Source organism: Streptomyces sp. NPDC093064 (genome assembly GCF_044754605.1).
Taxonomy (GTDB): Bacteria; Actinomycetota; Actinomycetes; order Streptomycetales; family Streptomycetaceae; genus Streptomyces.
Genome location: NZ_JBIVPK010000088.1, coordinates 1 through 17,182, shown reverse-complemented (window position 1 = coordinate 17,182; position 17,182 = coordinate 1). Strand labels below are relative to the sequence as shown.

Annotated in this window: 20 protein-coding genes and 3 pseudogenes; 14 read left to right on the top strand and 9 right to left on the bottom strand. The window is 69.0% G+C overall.

The features are described 5' to 3' along the window. Positions 1-348: 348 nt before the first annotated feature. On the bottom strand, positions 349-714 hold the full coding sequence (locus tag ACIQFZ_RS41530; protein WP_402693776.1) for a hypothetical protein: 366 nt from the start codon (positions 712-714) through the stop codon (positions 349-351). 540 nt (positions 715-1,254) lie between these two features. Further along, positions 1,255-1,868 (bottom strand): annotated as a pseudogene (locus ACIQFZ_RS41525) (DUF6000 family protein). 357 nt (positions 1,869-2,225) lie between these two features. On the opposite strand from ACIQFZ_RS41525, the gene ACIQFZ_RS41520 reads away from it, so the two are divergent. The 5 genes from ACIQFZ_RS41520 to ACIQFZ_RS41500 are packed head-to-tail and all read left to right on the top strand — an operon-like array spanning position 2,226 to position 4,335. Further along, on the top strand, positions 2,226-2,687 hold the full coding sequence (locus ACIQFZ_RS41520) for a hypothetical protein (RefSeq protein WP_402693775.1): 462 nt from the start codon (positions 2,226-2,228) through the stop codon (positions 2,685-2,687). Then, positions 2,654-2,890 (top strand): hypothetical protein, encoded by a 237-nt coding sequence (locus ACIQFZ_RS41515; RefSeq protein ID WP_402693774.1) that lies wholly within the window; start codon positions 2,654-2,656, stop codon positions 2,888-2,890. Before ACIQFZ_RS41520 ends, ACIQFZ_RS41515 begins: the two co-directional genes overlap by 34 nt. Then, a complete protein-coding gene (locus ACIQFZ_RS41510; RefSeq protein ID WP_402693773.1) occupies positions 2,887-3,540 on the top strand; it encodes a hypothetical protein in 654 nt (217 codons plus the stop codon). The genes ACIQFZ_RS41515 and ACIQFZ_RS41510 overlap by 4 nt, the downstream gene beginning before the upstream one ends. 28 nt (positions 3,541-3,568) lie before the next feature. Beyond that, complete coding sequence (locus ACIQFZ_RS41505) at positions 3,569-4,024, top strand: Pycsar system effector family protein (RefSeq protein WP_402693772.1); 456 nt, start codon at positions 3,569-3,571, stop codon at positions 4,022-4,024. Further along, positions 4,021-4,335 (top strand): hypothetical protein, encoded by a 315-nt coding sequence (locus ACIQFZ_RS41500; protein WP_365424188.1) that lies wholly within the window; start codon positions 4,021-4,023, stop codon positions 4,333-4,335. Before ACIQFZ_RS41505 ends, ACIQFZ_RS41500 begins: the two co-directional genes overlap by 4 nt. 173 nt (positions 4,336-4,508) lie before the next feature. Here ACIQFZ_RS41500 and ACIQFZ_RS41495 read toward each other — a convergent pair whose 3' ends face one another. The 3 genes from ACIQFZ_RS41495 to ACIQFZ_RS41485 all read right to left on the bottom strand — a co-directional run bounded on the left by ACIQFZ_RS41495 (position 4,509) and on the right by ACIQFZ_RS41485 (position 8,533). Next, a complete protein-coding gene (locus ACIQFZ_RS41495) occupies positions 4,509-5,792 on the bottom strand; it encodes a hypothetical protein (protein ID WP_402693771.1) in 1,284 nt (427 codons plus the stop codon). A gap of 359 nt (positions 5,793-6,151) precedes the next feature. Continuing rightward, positions 6,152-7,582 carry a hypothetical protein gene (locus ACIQFZ_RS41490; protein WP_365424184.1) on the bottom strand — a complete coding sequence of 477 codons (1,431 nt, stop codon included), beginning with the start codon at positions 7,580-7,582 and terminating at the stop codon, positions 6,152-6,154. A 423-nt stretch (positions 7,583-8,005) separates the two neighbouring features. Further along, complete coding sequence (locus tag ACIQFZ_RS41485; RefSeq protein WP_365424183.1) at positions 8,006-8,533, bottom strand: SMI1/KNR4 family protein; 528 nt, start codon at positions 8,531-8,533, stop codon at positions 8,006-8,008. Between the two features lie 281 nt (positions 8,534-8,814). Between ACIQFZ_RS41485 and ACIQFZ_RS41480 the strand changes: the two genes are divergently transcribed. The 3 genes and pseudogenes from ACIQFZ_RS41480 to ACIQFZ_RS41470 form a co-directional block, all read left to right on the top strand. Continuing rightward, complete coding sequence (locus ACIQFZ_RS41480; RefSeq protein ID WP_402693770.1) at positions 8,815-8,985, top strand: hypothetical protein; 171 nt, start codon at positions 8,815-8,817, stop codon at positions 8,983-8,985. An 11-nt stretch (positions 8,986-8,996) separates the two neighbouring features. After that, positions 8,997-9,320 (top strand): hypothetical protein, encoded by a 324-nt coding sequence (locus tag ACIQFZ_RS41475; protein ID WP_402693769.1) that lies wholly within the window; start codon positions 8,997-8,999, stop codon positions 9,318-9,320. Then, positions 9,299-9,973: pseudogene (locus ACIQFZ_RS41470) on the top strand (transposase); the annotation flags it as partial. The gene ACIQFZ_RS41475 and the pseudogene ACIQFZ_RS41470, both read left to right, overlap by 22 nt. A gap of 5 nt (positions 9,974-9,978) precedes the next feature. On the opposite strand, the gene ACIQFZ_RS41465 reads toward ACIQFZ_RS41470, so the two are convergent. Further along, a complete protein-coding gene (locus ACIQFZ_RS41465; protein WP_402693768.1) occupies positions 9,979-10,680 on the bottom strand; it encodes a hypothetical protein in 702 nt (233 codons plus the stop codon). Positions 10,681-11,172: 492 nt separating this feature from the next. Between ACIQFZ_RS41465 and ACIQFZ_RS41460 the strand changes: the two genes are divergently transcribed. The 3 genes from ACIQFZ_RS41460 (at position 11,173) to ACIQFZ_RS41450 (ending at position 12,885) form a co-directional block, all read left to right on the top strand. Next, complete coding sequence (locus ACIQFZ_RS41460) at positions 11,173-11,475, top strand: hypothetical protein (protein WP_402693767.1); 303 nt, start codon at positions 11,173-11,175, stop codon at positions 11,473-11,475. A gap of 91 nt (positions 11,476-11,566) precedes the next feature. Further along, the gene (locus tag ACIQFZ_RS41455) at positions 11,567-12,241 is read left to right on the top strand and encodes a GGDEF domain-containing protein (protein ID WP_402693766.1); all 675 of its coding nucleotides are present in this window, start codon (positions 11,567-11,569) and stop codon (positions 12,239-12,241) included. After that, a complete protein-coding gene (locus ACIQFZ_RS41450) occupies positions 12,238-12,885 on the top strand; it encodes a hypothetical protein (protein WP_402693765.1) in 648 nt (215 codons plus the stop codon). The genes ACIQFZ_RS41455 and ACIQFZ_RS41450 overlap by 4 nt, the downstream gene beginning before the upstream one ends. Before the next feature lie 66 nt (positions 12,886-12,951). Here ACIQFZ_RS41450 and ACIQFZ_RS41445 read toward each other — a convergent pair whose 3' ends face one another. Next, positions 12,952-13,434, bottom strand: coding sequence for a hypothetical protein (locus ACIQFZ_RS41445; protein ID WP_402693764.1), 483 nt, complete (start codon positions 13,432-13,434; stop codon positions 12,952-12,954). Continuing rightward, positions 13,425-14,671 (bottom strand): annotated as a pseudogene (locus ACIQFZ_RS41440) (IS110 family transposase). Before ACIQFZ_RS41440 ends, ACIQFZ_RS41445 begins: the two are co-directional and overlap by 10 nt. 235 nt (positions 14,672-14,906) lie before the next feature. On the opposite strand from ACIQFZ_RS41440, the gene ACIQFZ_RS41435 reads away from it, so the two are divergent. Beyond that, positions 14,907-15,104: a hypothetical protein gene (locus ACIQFZ_RS41435; protein ID WP_402693763.1), complete on the top strand. Its 198-nt coding sequence runs from the start codon at positions 14,907-14,909 to the stop codon at positions 15,102-15,104. A 24-nt stretch (positions 15,105-15,128) separates the two neighbouring features. Continuing rightward, complete coding sequence (locus ACIQFZ_RS41430; protein ID WP_365424177.1) at positions 15,129-15,638, top strand: hypothetical protein; 510 nt, start codon at positions 15,129-15,131, stop codon at positions 15,636-15,638. A gap of 246 nt (positions 15,639-15,884) precedes the next feature. Here ACIQFZ_RS41430 and ACIQFZ_RS41425 read toward each other — a convergent pair whose 3' ends face one another. Then, positions 15,885-16,283: a hypothetical protein gene (locus ACIQFZ_RS41425; RefSeq protein ID WP_402693762.1), complete on the bottom strand. Its 399-nt coding sequence runs from the start codon at positions 16,281-16,283 to the stop codon at positions 15,885-15,887. A 533-nt stretch (positions 16,284-16,816) separates the two neighbouring features. On the opposite strand from ACIQFZ_RS41425, the gene ACIQFZ_RS41420 reads away from it, so the two are divergent. Beyond that, positions 16,817-16,945 carry a hypothetical protein gene (locus ACIQFZ_RS41420; protein ID WP_402693761.1) on the top strand — a complete coding sequence of 43 codons (129 nt, stop codon included), beginning with the start codon at positions 16,817-16,819 and terminating at the stop codon, positions 16,943-16,945. Positions 16,946-17,182: the final 237 nt, after the last annotated feature.

Below are 17,182 nucleotides of genomic sequence, written 5' to 3'. Positions count from 1 at the left end.
TCCTGGCCTGCAGTTTCGCCCCCGTCCCACACCTCGCTGACCCGCCTGCGGGCGATCAGCCACTCGTCCCATTCCGACTGCGCCGCCTCCAGCTCCGCCTGCAACTCCTCCACCCGCTTGCGGACCGCACGCTCCCGCTCCTCCAACCGCCCCAGCACCGACGCCATCACGCGCCTCCAGCACGCCACCATCACGGACGCACCGGACCTACCTCACCCACCCCGACACCATGCCTGACCAGCAAAAACCCAGCCCCCACACTCGGTTTCGAGAAGCCCTCTCACACCAGACTGACACCCAGCCGTGAGCGGGTGAAGCTGACCGCCGACAGCAAGAGGACACCGCGTCTTAAGAGGTACCGGAAGGGATCCAGTCGTCGTTGTTTCGGTGCCGGTCCAGCCCCACGGCCTCGAATTCATCCTCGCCCAGGCCTCTCCTTGCGCCGAGCCGTCGAAGGGCCTGCGAGACCGGGCTGACGGCTCGGGAGAACCACCTCCTCGTCGGCGCATCCAGTGGCCCCAACGCCAGTGTCCCGTCAACCCAGACGGCGGCTCGTTGCTCGCCGACGCCCCCGAAGTACTCGGCCTCGGCATAGGCGACGGGCCCTGCCGCGGACCACTGAGCGAGCAGCCTCTCGAAGCCTCCCGGCAGCCTCCAGAATCCCAGGCCCGCAGTGCTGCCGTCCGTGACGGCGTCGAAGACCTCATCCGTCATCGGCATCAGCGATAGGCCCTGCCGGAGAGGCGCCACCCGGGCGCCATGAACGCCCCGTGACGCGGCACGCAGCAACTCGTCTCCCGCGATCACTGCCTGCAACTCGTAACCCACCGAGGCCCTCCCCCACCGATTGGAGACCACATCATGCCCCAGCCACCCCGGACGAACCCGCGTGCCTCATCACGCCATAACCCACCCTCCGCCAGCGCATTCCCGACAGGCGACCTTCAGATCCTGCGAACCCACTGGTTTGGGAATGCGACTGGCAGACCGCCCCGAGGCCTGGCCACGTGCCGCCAACTGCGCGCCACACGACTCCGCCCCGGCGGACACGAGCCCGTGGCGATCCTGCGCTGCCGCGCCTGCACCACCCGCCCGCAACGCACATGCACCCGACCGCCTACCTGTACCGGGTCGACCTCGCCCTGCCAGTGTGGCCGATGACCGCGGCCTGCGAACTTGCCCTGGACGCGGCGATGGCAGCCCGCAGCACCTGCCCGCGCTGGGCCAGCGAGACAACTACGAGCAGCGTTGCCGTCAACTTATGTCGGCGCACTCATCGACGAAGGCGCAGAGCCGACGAATGAGGCTCAGAGAAGAGGGGGTGGGGTCCGTGGTGCCCTGCATGTGGGATGCACCTTGGAGCCACTGTTGCCACAGGGCGCCAGGGCCCACGAAACGGGCAGCTTGGTCGCCTTTGAGATTCAGGTCGATGAACACGAGAGCGCCCATGGCCACAGTCTGGTCGTATGCGAGGTCGGGTCGGCGAAGATGGCGGTCAAGGTAGGCGGCCAGCAGATCGGCGTCGCGCGGCGTTCCGAAACTGGCCAGGGTTACGCAGTAGGCCAGACCAGCACAGCAGACCTCGCTGGCCAGCAGGAGTTCCCCGAGGCGCTCACGGAACTCGGTCCGTCGGGAGACAGCCACGAGCCACGCCCCAGTCCTACGCTCGCGCCACCCGCCCTCAAGGAGGGTGGCGATCTCCTTCGCGGTGATGACTCCCGCGTCCTCGCTTAGCCGTCGCACGAATCGGTCGTACTCAGGACTCCGCATGCGCAGCAAGCTGCCGCCGAGCTTCATGTAGCGCGCTCGGGCGTGACATAGCGGTGAACCAGGGCCAGCAGTTCGGGATCCTCGTGGGCATGGCGCATCACAGGACCGATCCTGCCTCGCTGGTGCGCAACGAGGCCGCCCCCTTTTGCGTTGCGCCGCCCGGCTACGAAGTCGGTTTCTCTCGTGGATAAGCCTCGGCATCATGGTCGTCGGTGGGTTCATATGCGAGAGGACGAGTGCGACGGGTGTCTGGAGACGGGCAGACTGATCTGACGGAGCTGTGGCAGCAGCGTTGGCCCATTTGCCCTCCGGTTGGGTACAAGCTCCGCTCATGAGGCTCTTCGGCATCACCGAACAGACCGCCATGCGCTACGTCGGCACCGCCTACCCGGAGCGAACCGCGAAACTGCCCAGGTAGCGGGCCCGCTCTGAGCCCGATACCGCAGCTAAAGCCCGTGGCGGTGTGGCAGTGGGTCCGGCATCATCCCCGTGTGATTGTGATGCAACCCGTTCTGGAGATCTTTACTGCCGACGACTTTGCGCTCTGGCAGGTTAGCGAGCACGAGTCGTACGGCTACCTCGTTCTGGACGGGGAGCTGACTCCGGCGGAGGTCGGCACGGCGGTTATGCGGATCGCCGACTGTAACGACTTCGAGCCGGAGGAGGAGCACGGGCCGTGCCCGACCGACCCGCTCGGCACGTTCTTGCACGGACTGCTCACCATGCCCGACCTGTTCGCCGCCGGCGGGTTCCGGGTGACCGACAACGCCACCGATACCGTCTTCGTCGAGCCGGGCTGCTGCAGCGGCCTGGAGACCTGGCGGACTGGCTGGAGGTGCTCGACGGCACCGGCTGCTCCTACTTCGGTCACGACCCGTCCTCGATGGCCGAACGCGTCGGCGACACCGTCCGGCTGACTCTCGACGCCCACGCGAAGGACGGCAGCCCGGTGATCGAGCTGCCAGTAGACCAGGTACGCATGCTCGTCACCGGTGCCCAGCAGGACTTGCAGGACTTCCTCAGCCTCGCCGGAACCTGGGCCGAACAACACCTGCCGGCACACGCCGCCGCCGTCACCGCCGCCCTGGCACGGGCACTGGACTTGGGGCCCACACAATGACCAGCTTCCTGACCCACCGAGCGCGCGTGCACGACGCCCGCCTCCCCCTCCGCCGCCGGCATAGCGCGCTGCGGACCTGCATCACCCTCTTTGCGCCATACGGCTTCCGGGCGACCTACCACCACCTCACGCTCAGCGCCGCGATCCCCCGGCGGCTGGAGGCGGATCCGGAAGCGCTGGTGCGGGCGGTGGAGGAACTGCATGAGGCGAGGGTTCTGTGGCTCGCGCGGGCGGAGGAGTACTCCGCGCAGCGCCGGGCGGAGAAGCGGGCCGGGCGGCGGGCTGTAGGGGACCCGCGACCGTGGTGGCTGCGGAGCAGGTGGGAGGGCCCGGACCGCGCCTGGTACGAAGACCCGTTTCGCCACCCGTCGCTGCGACTGTCCGAATATGTCCGGCGACAGAACGCGATTTTGGACGGCGCCGATCTCCCCGGCTGCCCGGCCTGTGGGGACGAGGGACCGCTGGAGCCGAACTCGACCGTGCACGGCTGGGTCGAGCTGTGCCGTGGGTGCGCGTGGGCGCCGGTGCTATGTCCATGCGGGCAGCGGCACCGGCTCGTGCCGATGATCCCGTACGGCTGGAACGAGATCTGGCAGCGGGCGCACATGAGCGATGACGGCATGCCGAACCCACACTGGCCCGCGGGCTAGCCAGTTGGATGCGGCACTGCGAACGTGGTTGACGGGATCTGGCTTCCCGAGTTCCGGCGTTACCAACGCTCAGGATTCCGGGAACCCGCGCGCTTCCGCACGCACGGACGGCAAGGCGTCCTTACTACTCGCCTTCAACGGCGCCGCCCTCGCCGGGCTCGCGTCCGTCGCCGACAAGGACCTGCCGCCTGCGACCAAGGCCTTCGGCTCCCTCTCCGTCCTCGCCCTGGGCACGGCCGCCGTGCTGCTGCTCCTGGTCGTCCGGCCCCGCCTGAAGGGCAACGACCAGGCGTCCTTCCCGTACCGGGCGCGCCTGGACGAGGACGAGATCCGGGCCTGCATGGACGGCGACACCCGAGCCCCCCGCATCCGAGTCCTGTCCGCCCTCGCCATGAGGAAGTTCACCCACCTGCGGCGCGCGGTCGACCTGACACTCGCAGCCCTGGCCCTGCTCGCGCTGGCCGCCGCCAAGCTGGCGCTGTGACGGCGGCCCCGGTGACCCGCACCCGCCTGGACCGCGTCCGCGCCTCGGTCGGCATCGCCGCCCTGGCCCTCCAGCAGATCGAGGACGACCTGACCGCCGACATCGACGCCCAGGAGCTCGCCGCGATCCTGCGCGAACTCCAGGAGGACATCGACGCCCCCGGCGGCCTCTTCCCGGCCCTCGCGCAGTTGGTCACCACCGCCGCACGCCGGGCGGAGCAGATAGAGCCCGACCACGACGGCGACGCCTCCTGCCCCCTGCACGAGGCCACCGCCCTGCTCACCGACAACGCCGGACAGCGCCTGCTCTAGGCTGCCCGCACCCTGGACCCGCAAGGAGATCCCGCATGACCTCGCTGATCTACCCGGACCTTCCCGCTACTGGTAACCCGGGCTATTGGAAGTTGCGGAATGGCCGATCTTCCTAGGTTTGGCGCGAGTTGCCCGTGTGTACGAGTCCTGGGGCGGACGTCGGCCGGCTCAGGTTAGTTGGCCTCCCCCAGGTAGCTCAGGGCTTGGCGGAAGTCGTCGAGGGCGGGCCCGAACTCGCGGGCGGCGGTGTGGAAGGTCGATCGGTCGATCAGGATCCTGGCCAGTGTTCGCGTTCCGTCTGTCGGATCGTGCTGAGACAGCCGACGGGCCAGACCCACTCCGTCGTCGAACAGGGAGCGCACTCGCTCCGCGAACAGATGGGTACGGTTCTCCCAGTAAACGGCGGAGCGGACGGTGAGGACCCGATGCAGCCGGACCAGTTCAGCCAGATGCTGGTCCGGATCCTCGGTGGCTCGCGGAGCAAGCGTGTCCACCTGCTCACGGAGGACATGACGGCTGTCGAAGTAGCGCCGCTTGGCATCGGGAGACCACTGCATGGGCGCCGCCCCTAAAGGGGGACGCGGCTCATCGGACACAGGCCGATCGCTCCCGGCGCCGGAGAAGGACAGCAGCACCGCCCAAAACGACGCCTGATAACCACTCCAGGATTTCCGCTCACCGGTATCGGCCAACTCCGTCAGCAAGGCGAGTGCCTCTTGCCGGACGAGTGCCGCCTGCCCTCCTCGGCCGTGGGTGTCGAGCATCTGCGCGTACCCGATGAGCGAGTAGAGATGGCAGGCCATCGGGCCGCGGTCATTCGCGGCTTCGGCCGCTTCCATGCTGACGAGTGTCTCGAACGCGGCGAGTGCTTCGCCGGACCGGCCAGCGTCATGGAGAGCGGCGATCCACTCCAGGAGTGACCAGCCGAGACCCCCGGTGCCGGGCCCGTCGGGCAGGATCGCTGCGACCAACTCGGTCATGGCATCGGCAGCCTCGGCATACCGGCCTTCCTCGGAAAGACCGGCAGCCCATACATGCAGCCCTTTGACCACGGAGCCTCCGGACAGTTCGGCCTGCGCACGCCCAATGGCAAGCATCTCGGCACGCATGGCCAGCCCTTCGGCGCGTCGACCCAGGTCGTACAGCTCTCTCTGGCATGTGTCGAGAGCCTCGTACAGAACATCCGCACGGGCAGGTTCGGCCGGATCGATGGACCGAGCCACGGCCACCGCCTCCTCGCACAGCGCGAGGCAGGCCGCATGCTTCTTGCCGGAGCTGGTGTCGTAACTCAGACGTTGCAGCGCCCTGGCCAAGAGCGGCAGGTACGAGGCGGGGCTGACCTGGGCGAGCACCCGGTACGCGTCGACTTCCTCGCGCGGCGTGCGGCGTCCCGACGCGAGCAGCACATTCCGCGCCCGCACGATGTCGTCCTGATCGACTTTCCCCGAGTGATACATAACGGAGATTCTGGGTGCCCCAGAGAGGGCCGAACAAGGCTCGTCACCTGTGCCGTTCCTCCTACGAAAACACGCTCTGACCTGTCATGATGGGTGTGACATCACTTTCCCGGGGCGTACTGGCAACTGCGGCTATTCAGACTTGCGGAGTTCCCGACGTGCGATGTCCGCTGCATAGCCGAGCCTTGCGTTGCCGGCGTCGTGAGACCACGCCACCGCGCAGGTGATAGAGATGCCCAGTACTTCGCTCAAGACAGACGCCGGGGTCTGAGCTGCAAGATGCTACGTCGCCACCGCCTACCCCGAGCGCACCGCGAAGCTACCCAGGTAGCGGGCCAACCCTCTGTTGGCGGGGAGCGTCATTCCAGGTGCGCGGTATTCGGGGCGGTCCATGAGTCGTCGCACCCGTAGCCGATGTCGGACGGAGCGGCCTCCTGCCGCTCCGTTCGGTCCGTCCAGAAGCGCCGTTTCTCCTCCCGTTGGGCGGCCACGTCGGGGATGACGGCAATGGCCTCGGTGAAGCGACCATGCCGGATCAGCAGTTCGGCCAGGTCGGTTGCGGCCCGCTTGCCAGGAAGCGGGCGCAGACGGGCGATGGCCTCCTCGAGGCGGCCGTCCTGGGCGAGCAGCCAGGCGATGGTCAGCTCGCGGTCGTCGACCTCGCTGGCCGGCAGCGCCTCGATCTCCGCGATCGCTTCCTGGGCGCGTCCCGACTCTCCCATGAGCCACCACCGGTTGGACCGGAGCCAGAATGCCTCGTTCTCGGCGAGGAAGTCGGGGCTGCGTCCTTCCGTGAGTTCAAGGGCCTTGTCGTGCTGGCCCTGGTCGGCGAGGAGGATCATGGTTGCCTGGAGAAGGTTTTCTTCGTAGAGGTCGTCGAACGTGTGCTCCACCGACTCGATGGCTTCATCGAACCGACCCTGGCGGATGAGCAGCCCCATCAGCGCGCTCTCGTGCCAGCCCGGATGCTTGGCGGCGATGAGGTCGCGCAGGTACGCCTCCGCTTCTCCGGCTCGGCCCAGGTTCTCCAGGGCCGTCACGTACGGGCGTACGGCGGCGTACCTACGGGTGTCGGCAAGGTCGCGAAGTTCCTCGATCCGACCGTGTCGGGCCAGCAACTCGGCATAGAACTCGACGTTGTTCTGCGGCCCGTACCGGCGTGCGGCCACGTCCGTGCCGAGCAACCGGATTGCCTCGTCCGCGTAGCCGGACCGCTCCAGGACCCGGGCCTGAGCGGGCAGGACGTCCCACAGGTCACGGATGCCGCACTCCTCCGGGTTACGCCGGAACTCGTCGGCGATCGGGGCGAGCAGCTCCAACACCCGCTCGTCGCACCCCTGGCCCTCGGTCATCTCCACCAGGGCGCCCAGCACCCGCCCGCCGCGCAGGTACGGGCCGAGAACGCCGATCGCGTCCTCCACCCGCCCGGCCCGGACCAGCGCCTCAGCGTAGTCCCGCCACGCGTCGACCGCGTTCTCCTGCGGCTCCTTGGGGTGCGCCAGATCCAGCGCCTGGTCGACGCGGCCCCACCGCAACAGGACGTCGGCGCCCGCCCGCACCGCCGGCTGCCAACCGGTAGCCGCGAACGGCTCCACCACCTTCCAGGCCCGCCCGAACTCCCCCGCCGCGCACAGACCCCGCACCGCACCCGCAGCGCAGAACCAGTCCTCACGCTCCCGCGCCGCCTCCACCAGGGCCTCCAAGCCGCCGCGTTCGAGGATCTCGTCCACGATGCGCGGCAGGACACCGCCGAGGTTGCTCAACTGCCACTGAAGATCATCCACATTCACGGGGACACCCTAGGGTCAGCCACCGACACCACCTGCGACTCGGCCCGCCGAGCTTTCCTGGCGGGCCAAGCAGTTGCTGCTACACGCTGGTGTCGAACATGTCGGTGAGCGCGTTCTTCTCGCTCACCGTGGCGCTGAGGCCGTAGATGTTCTTGATGTGGGTCCAGGCACGGCTGTACGTGCACCAGTAGGCGACCGACGGCGAGCGCCCGGCGTCCGGGCCTTGTCGCCCTTGGCCCGGTTCGAGGCCGCGGAGACCGCGATCAGCTGGCTTTGCTCCAGGTCGTTGGCGAAGGCGCGACGCTTGTCGGTCGGTGGTCCAGGTGTCGGCGCTTTGCTGGACACCTGCAGGAGCGCGGGATCCAGCCAGCGATGGGCTCGTCTCAGGGACCCGGCTTCCACAGCGTTGCTTTGCAGGCGGGCTCAGCCGGGTGAACCTTCGCTCAGCTCGCTGTCGAACTCGCGAGCGGAGGTGAGGCTCTCGATGAAGGAGTGAAAGTCCGGGGCGAGGGCCAGTTCCGAGTTGTCGTCCGTATCGAACCAGGCGACGGACGGCTCCCCATGCCGACCGCAGGTCCGGTAATCCAGCCCGATCCAGTAGTGGCCACCACCCGAGACCAGTACGACGTCCGCGGGCAGGCCCCATTCTTCGACCAGGTACGGGCTGTCGAGCATGGACAGCGTCTGCTCACGGCGGCCGATGCCCATCACAGTGTCGAAAGGGACATGGTCAGGCGCCCATGAGGTCGGCCGGCCTGTGGGGAAGGCATCGCGACTGGAGGCGATCAGGCCACCGTTCTGTATGCGCAGGAGGTTGAGCAGGGAGGCGGGGAGCGTGACGTTCAGCAGGCGCTCGGCCTCCAAGATCGCCTGGTCGGTCAGGGGCAGCTGCACTCCGATGCCGCTATTGGTGTCCCACAAGAGGTGCTGAAGATCCTCAAAGCGTGCCATGACCGGCATCGTAGGAGTCACGCCCGACAATTCGCCGCCCGACGAACTACGGTGAACTCCCACGCGGGCCCACCACAACTACCTACTGACGCGCAGGTTCCGGCCTTTCAGCGCTCAGGATTCTGGGAACCTGCGCGCTTCCGGACGCACGGACGGCAAGGCGTCCTTACTACTCGCCTTCAACGGCGCCGCCCTCGCCGGGCTCGCGTCCGTCGCCGACAAGGACCTGCCGCCTGCGACCAAGTCGATCGGCTCGCTCGCCGTCCTCGCCCTGGGCGCGCTTGGACGAGGACGAGATCCGGGCCGGCATGGACGGCGACACCCGAGCCGCCCGCATCCGGGTCCTGTCCGCCCTCGCCATGAGGAAGTTCACCCACCTGCGGCGGGCGGTCGACCTGACACTCGCGGCCCTGGTCCTGCTCGCGCTGGCCGCCGCCGGGCTGGCGCTGTGACAGCGGCCCCGGTGACCCGCACCCGCCTAGACCGTGTCCGCGCCTCGGTCGGCATCGCCGCCCTGGCCCTCCAGCAGATCGAGGACGACCTGACCGCCGACATCGACGCCCAGGAACTCGCCGCGATCCTGCGCGAGCTCCACGAGGACATCGATGCCCCCAGCGGCCTCTTCCCGGCCCTCGCACAACTGGTCACCACCGCCGCACGCCGGGCGGAGCAGATCGAGCCCGACCACGACGGCGACGCCTGCCCGCTGCACGAGGCCGCCGCCCTGCTCACCGACAACGCCGGACAGCGCCTGCTCTGGGCTGCCCGCACCCTGGACCGGCACTGACCCGGACACAGCTCCAGGCCGCGCTCAAGCGAGCCGGCCGCAAGCGCGGTATCGAGGCGGAGGCCGACCGTCTCCGCGACGTCTTCCGCGCCGAGTGGGCCCACCAGCCGCCGCTGATCGAGGACGCGCTCGGTAAGCAGATGCTCGCCCTCCTCATCCAGTTGGAAGCCGCTTGCTCCGCCGCAGACCAGCTCGCTGAGGCGGTGGAAGAGGCATTCCCCCAGCACCCGGACGCCGAGATCCTGCTGAGCTTCCCTGGACTCGGGATCCAGCTCGCCGCCCGGATCCTGGCTGAGATCGGGGACGACCGCACCCGTTTCGCCGACGCCCGCGGCCTGAAGGCATACGCCGGCTCCTCGCCAATCACCAGGGCCTCCGGGAAGACGTCGTCCATCACCCGCCGATGGGTGAAGAACGACCGGCTCAACCATGCCGGCTACCTCTGGGCCTTCGCCGCCCTTCGCCACTCACCCGGAGCCGACGCCCACTACCGGCGCCGCCGCGAGATCGGCGACTGGCACGCCGCCGCCCAGCGCAACCTCTTCAACCGCATGATCGGCCAGCTGTACCACTGCCTCCAGCACCGGAAGCGCTATGACGAATCGCTCGGCTTCAAAACCGCTCCCGATACGGCTGTCCCGCGCGCAGCCTGAGTCGGTCATCCGGGAGTCAGGCACGCCTCGAGAGCAGCTCGCTGCTGTTCGGGCAAGTGGTCGCCCAAGGGAGTTTTGCGTGGGCTGTGATCGCCTTCGCAGATCCAGCTGCGTTCATCTGTGTCGAACCACCAGTCCTGGGCGCCCCACATGGGGTGCCCCTGGAGCAAGCGCCTGGCCAACGGCTCGCTCGCCTCGGGAGCACGCTCGGCGACCAGGGCCCGGACCACGGCTGCCACAGCTTCTTCCGGGACTGCGGTGTCGCCCAAGACCGGAAGAAGGAGAAGCAGCCGGACATGAGGATCGGTGATCCCGACGGCGTCTGCCGGTGCCTGCAGCAATGCGGCGAGCTCGGGCCAGCACAGCCCAGGTCCGATACGGTCCTGATCGTCGCTGGCCAGGACGAGATCCTGACTCCAGTCGGGGTGCGTGAGGAAGTAGTCCGTGGTGGTGAACTCCTCGCCGCTGTTGTAGTGCACGACGATCGTGAAGCCGCCGATCAAAGGAACTGTGAACACTGGCCAGGCCGATGGGTCTTGGAGCTTGTCCAGCGTGGCGTCCGCGTCGCCCGCATCCGAGCCGAAGACCTCTGGCGGCAAGCCTTCAGACAGGTCAGCCAAGTGCGCGGGCCAGAAGCCCGGCTCATCCAGGAGCGGGTGCCCGTCCACGACGGGCGAGGAGGAGTACCAGTGCCGTGCCATCACCATGCCGGGATTCTCTCCCTGCCTGGCCAGGAGTGTTCGAAGATCCCGGCCTTCAAAGGCTGGCCGACTTGACGGCATAGCAACGTGAGGTGTCTATGCGGTCACGGCACTAGCCGCGATCGAAGCCCGGCTCGAAGACGCCGGCGACGACACCAAGTGGCTGGCCGACCAGCTCAAGCTCGCATGGGCGGACCTGGACGAACTGCGGGAGCGGATCGACGACGCAGGCAGCCTCATGCACACCAGCTACGTCGCCAGCGCCGTCCGGTACGTCACCCGAAGCCGGGAGACGGCGTGAAGCCCCTCGCCGGGCACCGCATCACCGTCCACACCAGCGCCGGTGACCCCCGGCGGCCCATCACGATCCACCTGGAGTTCTGACCCGCTCTCCCCAGCATGACGGACGTTCCGTGCCGCCCCGGCCTCCCCGCACGACGGAGGCCGGGGCGGTCGCGGTGGTCCCTCAACACCGAGCACAGGAAGGAGCTGGACGTCATGCACCTGCGCATCTACGAGGTCGACGTCCCGACACACGACACCACAGACCCGGGCCGCAAGGGCGTGCACGTCTTCACCGGCGTCGCCGACTCCCCCGCCACGGCCCTGCGCCGCGCGCACGAGGTGTACGACGCCGCGCTCGCCGCGCAGCAGGCCGGACTCGAGATCCCCGGCAAGCAGCCGGACTGCTGGGGAGTGCGCGGGCTTCGGCCCGGCTGGGAGCTGGAGTGGCCCGCCGCGGTGGCCGGCCTCTGGCACAACCCCGTCAGCTGGACCACCCGCAGCGACTTCGCGCTGTAGCTCCGCCCCGGGACAGGCGCCACGGCGTCCAACCAGCCGCCTGTCCCGGGCCTACCCACCCCGTACGAGACGAGAGAGGGAGATCACCAGTATGGACTCCGTCCTGCGCGTGCAGGCCCGGATCGGGCAGCGCGCACTCTTACTGACCACCGCGGCCCTGCCGTTGACCGGCTGGGCCGTGCACGCCGTCGCGCTGCACAAGCAGCTCGCCGCCACCCGCCGCGACCCGCTGACCGGGCTCCTGCGCCGCGACTCCTACACCGCCCGCGCACGCCGGCTCTTGGCTCGTCACGACGACCTGGCCGTGGTCCTCATCGACCAGGACCACTTCAAGGCCGTGAACGACACGATGGGCCACCCGGCCGGGGACGCCGTCCTGGCGGCGACCGCCGCCCGGCTCACCGCGTGGGCGGGCCCGCGCGCGTCCGTCGGCAGGCTCGGAGGCGATGAGTTCGCCGTCGTCCTCCAGCTGCCCGCCGCGCGCCTGGAACAGCGTCTCGCGCAGCTGGTCCGCATGCTGCACACCCAGGTCGTCCTGGACGACGGCCGCACCGTCGACGTCGCCGCCTCGGTCGGCGCCGCAACCCCGCGCGTGATCGGCTCCCGCGACCTAACCGTGTTGCAGCGGGCCGCCGACGCCGCCCTGTACGACGGCAAGCACTCCGGCCGCGCCCACCTCGCCACCGCAGCGCACACCACGGTGCCGTCCACCAACGGGCGCCGCGCCGGGCGCCCAGGCACGGCCGTGTGGGGGCGAGCGGCATGAGCACCGGAACCCTTCCGCCGGCGAGCGACTGGATCCGCGGCATCAGCGCCAGCCAGCCGTGGGCCGCGTGCATCGTCGCCGGGGCCAAGACGATCGAGAACCGCCCGCAGCACTGGTCCCGGCGCGGCCGGCTCCTGCTGCACGCGGGTCTGCAGATCGACCAGCCCGCCCTGCACCTGCCGCTGATCGCCCGCACGATCCGAGACCGCGACCTGCCGACCGGCACTGTGATCGGCGTCGCCCAGCTGACTGGCTGCCACCAGAGGCTCCCCGCTCTGCACCGAGTGGGCGGAGCCCGGCCGGTGGCACCTGTGAGCTCACGGACGTCCAGGAGCTCACCTTGCCGATCCCCGCGCGCGGACAGCTCGGGCCCTGGAAGCCCACCGAGGATCTGGTCTCTTCCGACCACGCCTGACATCCCCCTCCACCTGGAGGACCCCATGAGCAGCAACCGCGACGTCGACCACACCCTCGCCTACCTCGAGCCGCCCGCGTCCCCGCTCTGGCACCGCGACGCCCCAAAGGCCCGGCCGCTCACCCCCGACCAGCAGCGGCGCAACCGCGAACTCCTGGTCCTCGCACAGCGCACCCCCCGACCCCGCACCCCGCGCTCCACCCAGACCCTGGCGGAGGCTTCCCAATAGAGAAGTCAAGGCATGGAGCGTGTGCTGAGCGGCCAACGGACCGCATCCAGGAAGAAGGGGTGTTGATCAGCGGGTCGGGAAAGACGTCAAAGCAAGATCCCACTGGTCAGCCGCGTGAAGGAGTGCAGCCGTATCCAGATGTACTTCTACGACGTACTGGTAGAGGTCCGCTGCGTCATCGCCCTGCTGCCACGGGGGCGCCCCTTCCAAAGACAGGTGAACGCGAAGCACCACCCTGGCGTCGTTCCGGTCGGCGAGGCTGAACGCTAGGACTGGCTCGACGAACCACGTATCCGGGGACAACTCGCCGTCGGCATCAGGTCCGGTTACAGCCACCGTCCCCGCTGCTACCGCACGCAGCCAGGCGGCCACCTGACGCGCTTCACCGGTCAGCAGACAGGGATCGGCAAAGGACCAGCTGCCATCGGGAGTCCTGACGGAAACACTGATGACCAGCCAGTTGTCGTCGTAGGCGTCGCCGCTGACCGTGGGGAACTGATAGCGCAGCGGGCGGAGGTCGACAGTGTTTGTGTGATCGCTCAATTGCACCGCCGCAGGATGTCACGGCCCTCGCCCGGCTTTTCACAGGGTGGGGTGAGGATCAGGGTGCCGCCGTCACCGGTGGTGGCATGACCTCGTAGAGGCGTGATCGCCCTTGCTCGCCGCCGCGTCAACGTCCTTTGGGCCCTGATCCGTGACCGCCGCTTTCCCTCGGCACGCTTGCGATCGTAGAACCGGCGCGAGTTCGGATCAGAACGGATGCTGAGCAGCGCGGAATTGTAGAAGACGCGTTGTAGGCGCCTCTGGTAACGCTGTGGTCGGCGCAGGTTTCCGCTGACCTGCCCGGAGTCGCGTGGCGCGGGGGCGACGCCGGCGAAGGCTGCAAGCCGGTCCGGTGTGGGGAAGGCATCCAGGCGGCCGCCGATGCCGGCCAGGAACTCGGCGCCCAGCGTGACGCCGATCCCGGGCATGGAAAGGATCACCTCGGCGAGCTCGTGCTCGCGAAACTGGCTCTCGATGAGCTTGTCGGTCTCCGTGACCTTCTCGTTGAGGGCCATCACCTGCTTCACGAGGGTGAGGACCATTCTCGCGATGGCGGACTCTCCGGCAACGGCGGTGTGCTGACGCTCAGCGGCCTCGACGGCTCTTGCAGCGAGGGACTCGGCAGTGCGCACCTTCCGAGTACGCAGCCACGCCGTCAGGCGTCTGGTGCCCAGCCGACGGATGGCGGCAGGTGTCTGGTAGCGGCTCAGCAGCAGGAGCGGTCCTGCGGTGTTGAGTTCAAGCATCCGCTCCAGCGCGGGGAACATGCTGGTCAGCAACGATCGGAGTCGGTTGACAGTGCGGGTGCGTTCGGCGACGAGATCCGTGCGGTGCTCCGTCAGCAGCTTCAGCTCGATGGCAGCTTCGTCTCCGGGCCGGATCGGTTCCAGATCCCGGCGCATGCGCGCCTGGTCGGCGATGATTGCGCGTCTCGGGCGTCCGTCTTGCCTGCTCCGCGATAACTGTCCGTGGCTCGATTGACCGCGAGCCCCGGGATGTAGACGAGCTCCTGGCCGTGGTTGACCAGGAGGGCAATCAAGAGAGCTGGCTCCCCGCCAGTCATGTCCAACGCCCATGTAACCCGGTCGCCGTCGGCGAGCTCCAGCACATCGGCGATCAAGGTAAGCAGCTCAGGCTCGTCGTTGGCTACTCGGCGCGACAGCAACGTGTCGCCCTCTGCGTCTAGGACCAGGCAGTGGTGATGTCCCTTGCCGCAGTCGGTCCCCGCCCATATCCGGCTCATCCTGCTCCAGTCGTTCGTCCCTGCCTGCGTACCACGGACGACCTCGCCGGCATTGCTCTACGCAGCGACCTGTTCGCACTTCCCAATCGGCGGCCGAGTCGTCGTGGGGTGCGGGGCGGCCAAGCCTCCGGAACCACGATCGGCAGCCAGCTGAAAGCCACACCCCGCACCCCTGGGTGCCTCAACCCTACGAACGGCTGCGGTCAACCCGTGGTCAGAAAGGTAGAGCCAGCTGATGAACCCCCAGACACACCTCGCCATAGACGGCTACGTCGACGCGATCCCGGCACCCGGCACCAGCTGGGGCACCGCGACGTTCGACGCGTTCCGCGCGACGCTGGCCGCCCTCCGTAACCCGGAGCCCTGGACCCCGGGCCACGGCCAGGACGTCGCCGTGCGGGTCGGCCCGTTCATCGAGCGCGCGCACCCCTGACCCGGCGACGACCACGGCACCGACATGATCGCCGTCGCCCTGGTCCACACCGACATCCCGCACGCCGCGGCCTACCTCCACGGCCACCAGCTCGGCTACACCAGCAAGGGATGGCTGCGCTGCGAGACGAACGCGATCCTCGGTGTCTGGCAGCCGGCCTACGCGATGCTCACCCACGCCGCCGCGGGCCTGCCCCTCCCCGACGACGTCGGCATGGCCCCCGCCCACTACGGCGTCCACGTCGAAGCCCGCCGCAGCAACGGCACCGGCTACACGCTGCTCCGCCTCGGTCCCTACACCCAGACCTGGCTCGCCTCCCGCGACGCCGACCGCCTCAACACCGAGCTGGAGGGCCGGGCGGCCACCGCCATCCCCGGCTGCACGGTCACCGCGAAGGACGCGCCGTTCGACGTCAGCGACCACGAGAGCTACGCCGACCCGCACGGCGCCGACGTCGCTGCGCTCCTGGCCGACGCCGTCGCCCTGGGCTGCAGCAGCACCCGACCCCTCGCCTCACTGGGCACCTGGCGGTAGCAACCCCGGGGCGGCCGCCGCATCGGCTTAAGGCCGTGTCCTACGCAGTGAGGCGGACGAGTTGCTTGTAGCAGCGGGCGGCTGCGACGAGGCCGAGAAAGACCAGGCAGTTGCGTGGATTCCACTCGGATGGAGCCCTGATTCTGCGGTAGCCGAACAGCCACGCCACTGGCGGACTGGACGCTGGCCAGGTTCTCCCAGGGCTCAGCCTGGGGGAACCTGGCGATCACTGAGCGGCGGGCTTCATCAGCCAGCCCACACGCCGGTGTTGGCCGTGGTCGAACCGAAGTCGAAGATGAAGCGTGTGCCAGGCTTGACGTCGGTGGCAACTACGGTCCACTGGCCTGCCGGTGCCGTCTTGAAGGATTTCTGACACTCGGTTCCGCCCGAGGACGGGTAGAAACAGACGGCAATCGACGTCGTCTGGTTGGGCTTGATGTTGATGTCGTTGCAGTTCCCCGGCGTGGTGAGGCGAGTCTGACCGTTGTTCGGGTACCACCGGTCGCCGGACGGCTTGGAGTAGGACTTCGCGCTGCCGTAGCAGGACGTGGCGGCCGACGGCTGGGCCTGTGCGCTGGGCGCGAGCGCCAGGGTGCTGCCTATAACAGCGGCAGCAAAGACGCCTGCAGCGATGCGTGTACGCATATCTCTCGGTCCTCCAGAGCGGCGAGCCGGGTTCCCTTCATTGCCTCCGGACGCACTCGCCTGTGTATTCCCCCGACCTCCGAAGGCGCCTCCGATCCTTGCGGCCCCTGATCGGGATGTCATTGACCCTCAGCGCCATTTGGTTGACAACGCGTGCCAGGGGCGGACAGGTCGGCGTTGTGGCCGGCCGGGAACAGTGGGTCGCCTCTGCCGGAGGATGCGTCGACGGCCGCACGACGATGCCGTGTGAGGCTGTACGGCGCGTGCGCGGGCAGGATTGTCTCCTCGTTCTCCGACGCGATCGGATGGGAGTGCTCGCCATGGCCCACCCCGCGGCCGCCTCCTGGGCCGAGTAGCGCGCAAGCCCATCGGTGTCCGCCAGACCGGGGCAACTCCAGCACCTACTACTCCCCAAGGCGCACGCCTTCCTGATCCAGCTAGCGCCGGCCGCAGCGGCTTGCCGGAGCGGCGTCTTCTTACGACATCCGCACCCGGACTATCCCTGCGGCTGCGAGTGGGAAGGCACCTGGCGCATGGTCTGGGCTTCTTCCACCGAGCCCGGCGCCATCCCGATCACCGCCATGAGCCACCCCTCTGCCCTGGCAGCCGCCGCGGGCCTCCCCAACACCGACCGCGGTGACCCCACGGCCTGGGCGGCCTGACACACACGCCCACAGAAGTCTGAGCCCGCTCAGCCTGGCGGGCGGCAAAAGGGTCGTGGGGGGGGGGGGGGGGGGGGGGGGGGGGGGGGCCGGCGCGCCCCCCCCCCCCCCCCGGCGCGGGGGGGGGGGGGGGGGGGGGGGGGGGGGGGGGTGGGGGGGGGTGGGGGGGGGGGGGGTGGGGGGGGGGTGGGGGGGGGGGGGGGGGGGGGGGGGGGGGGGGGGGGGTGGGGGGGGGCG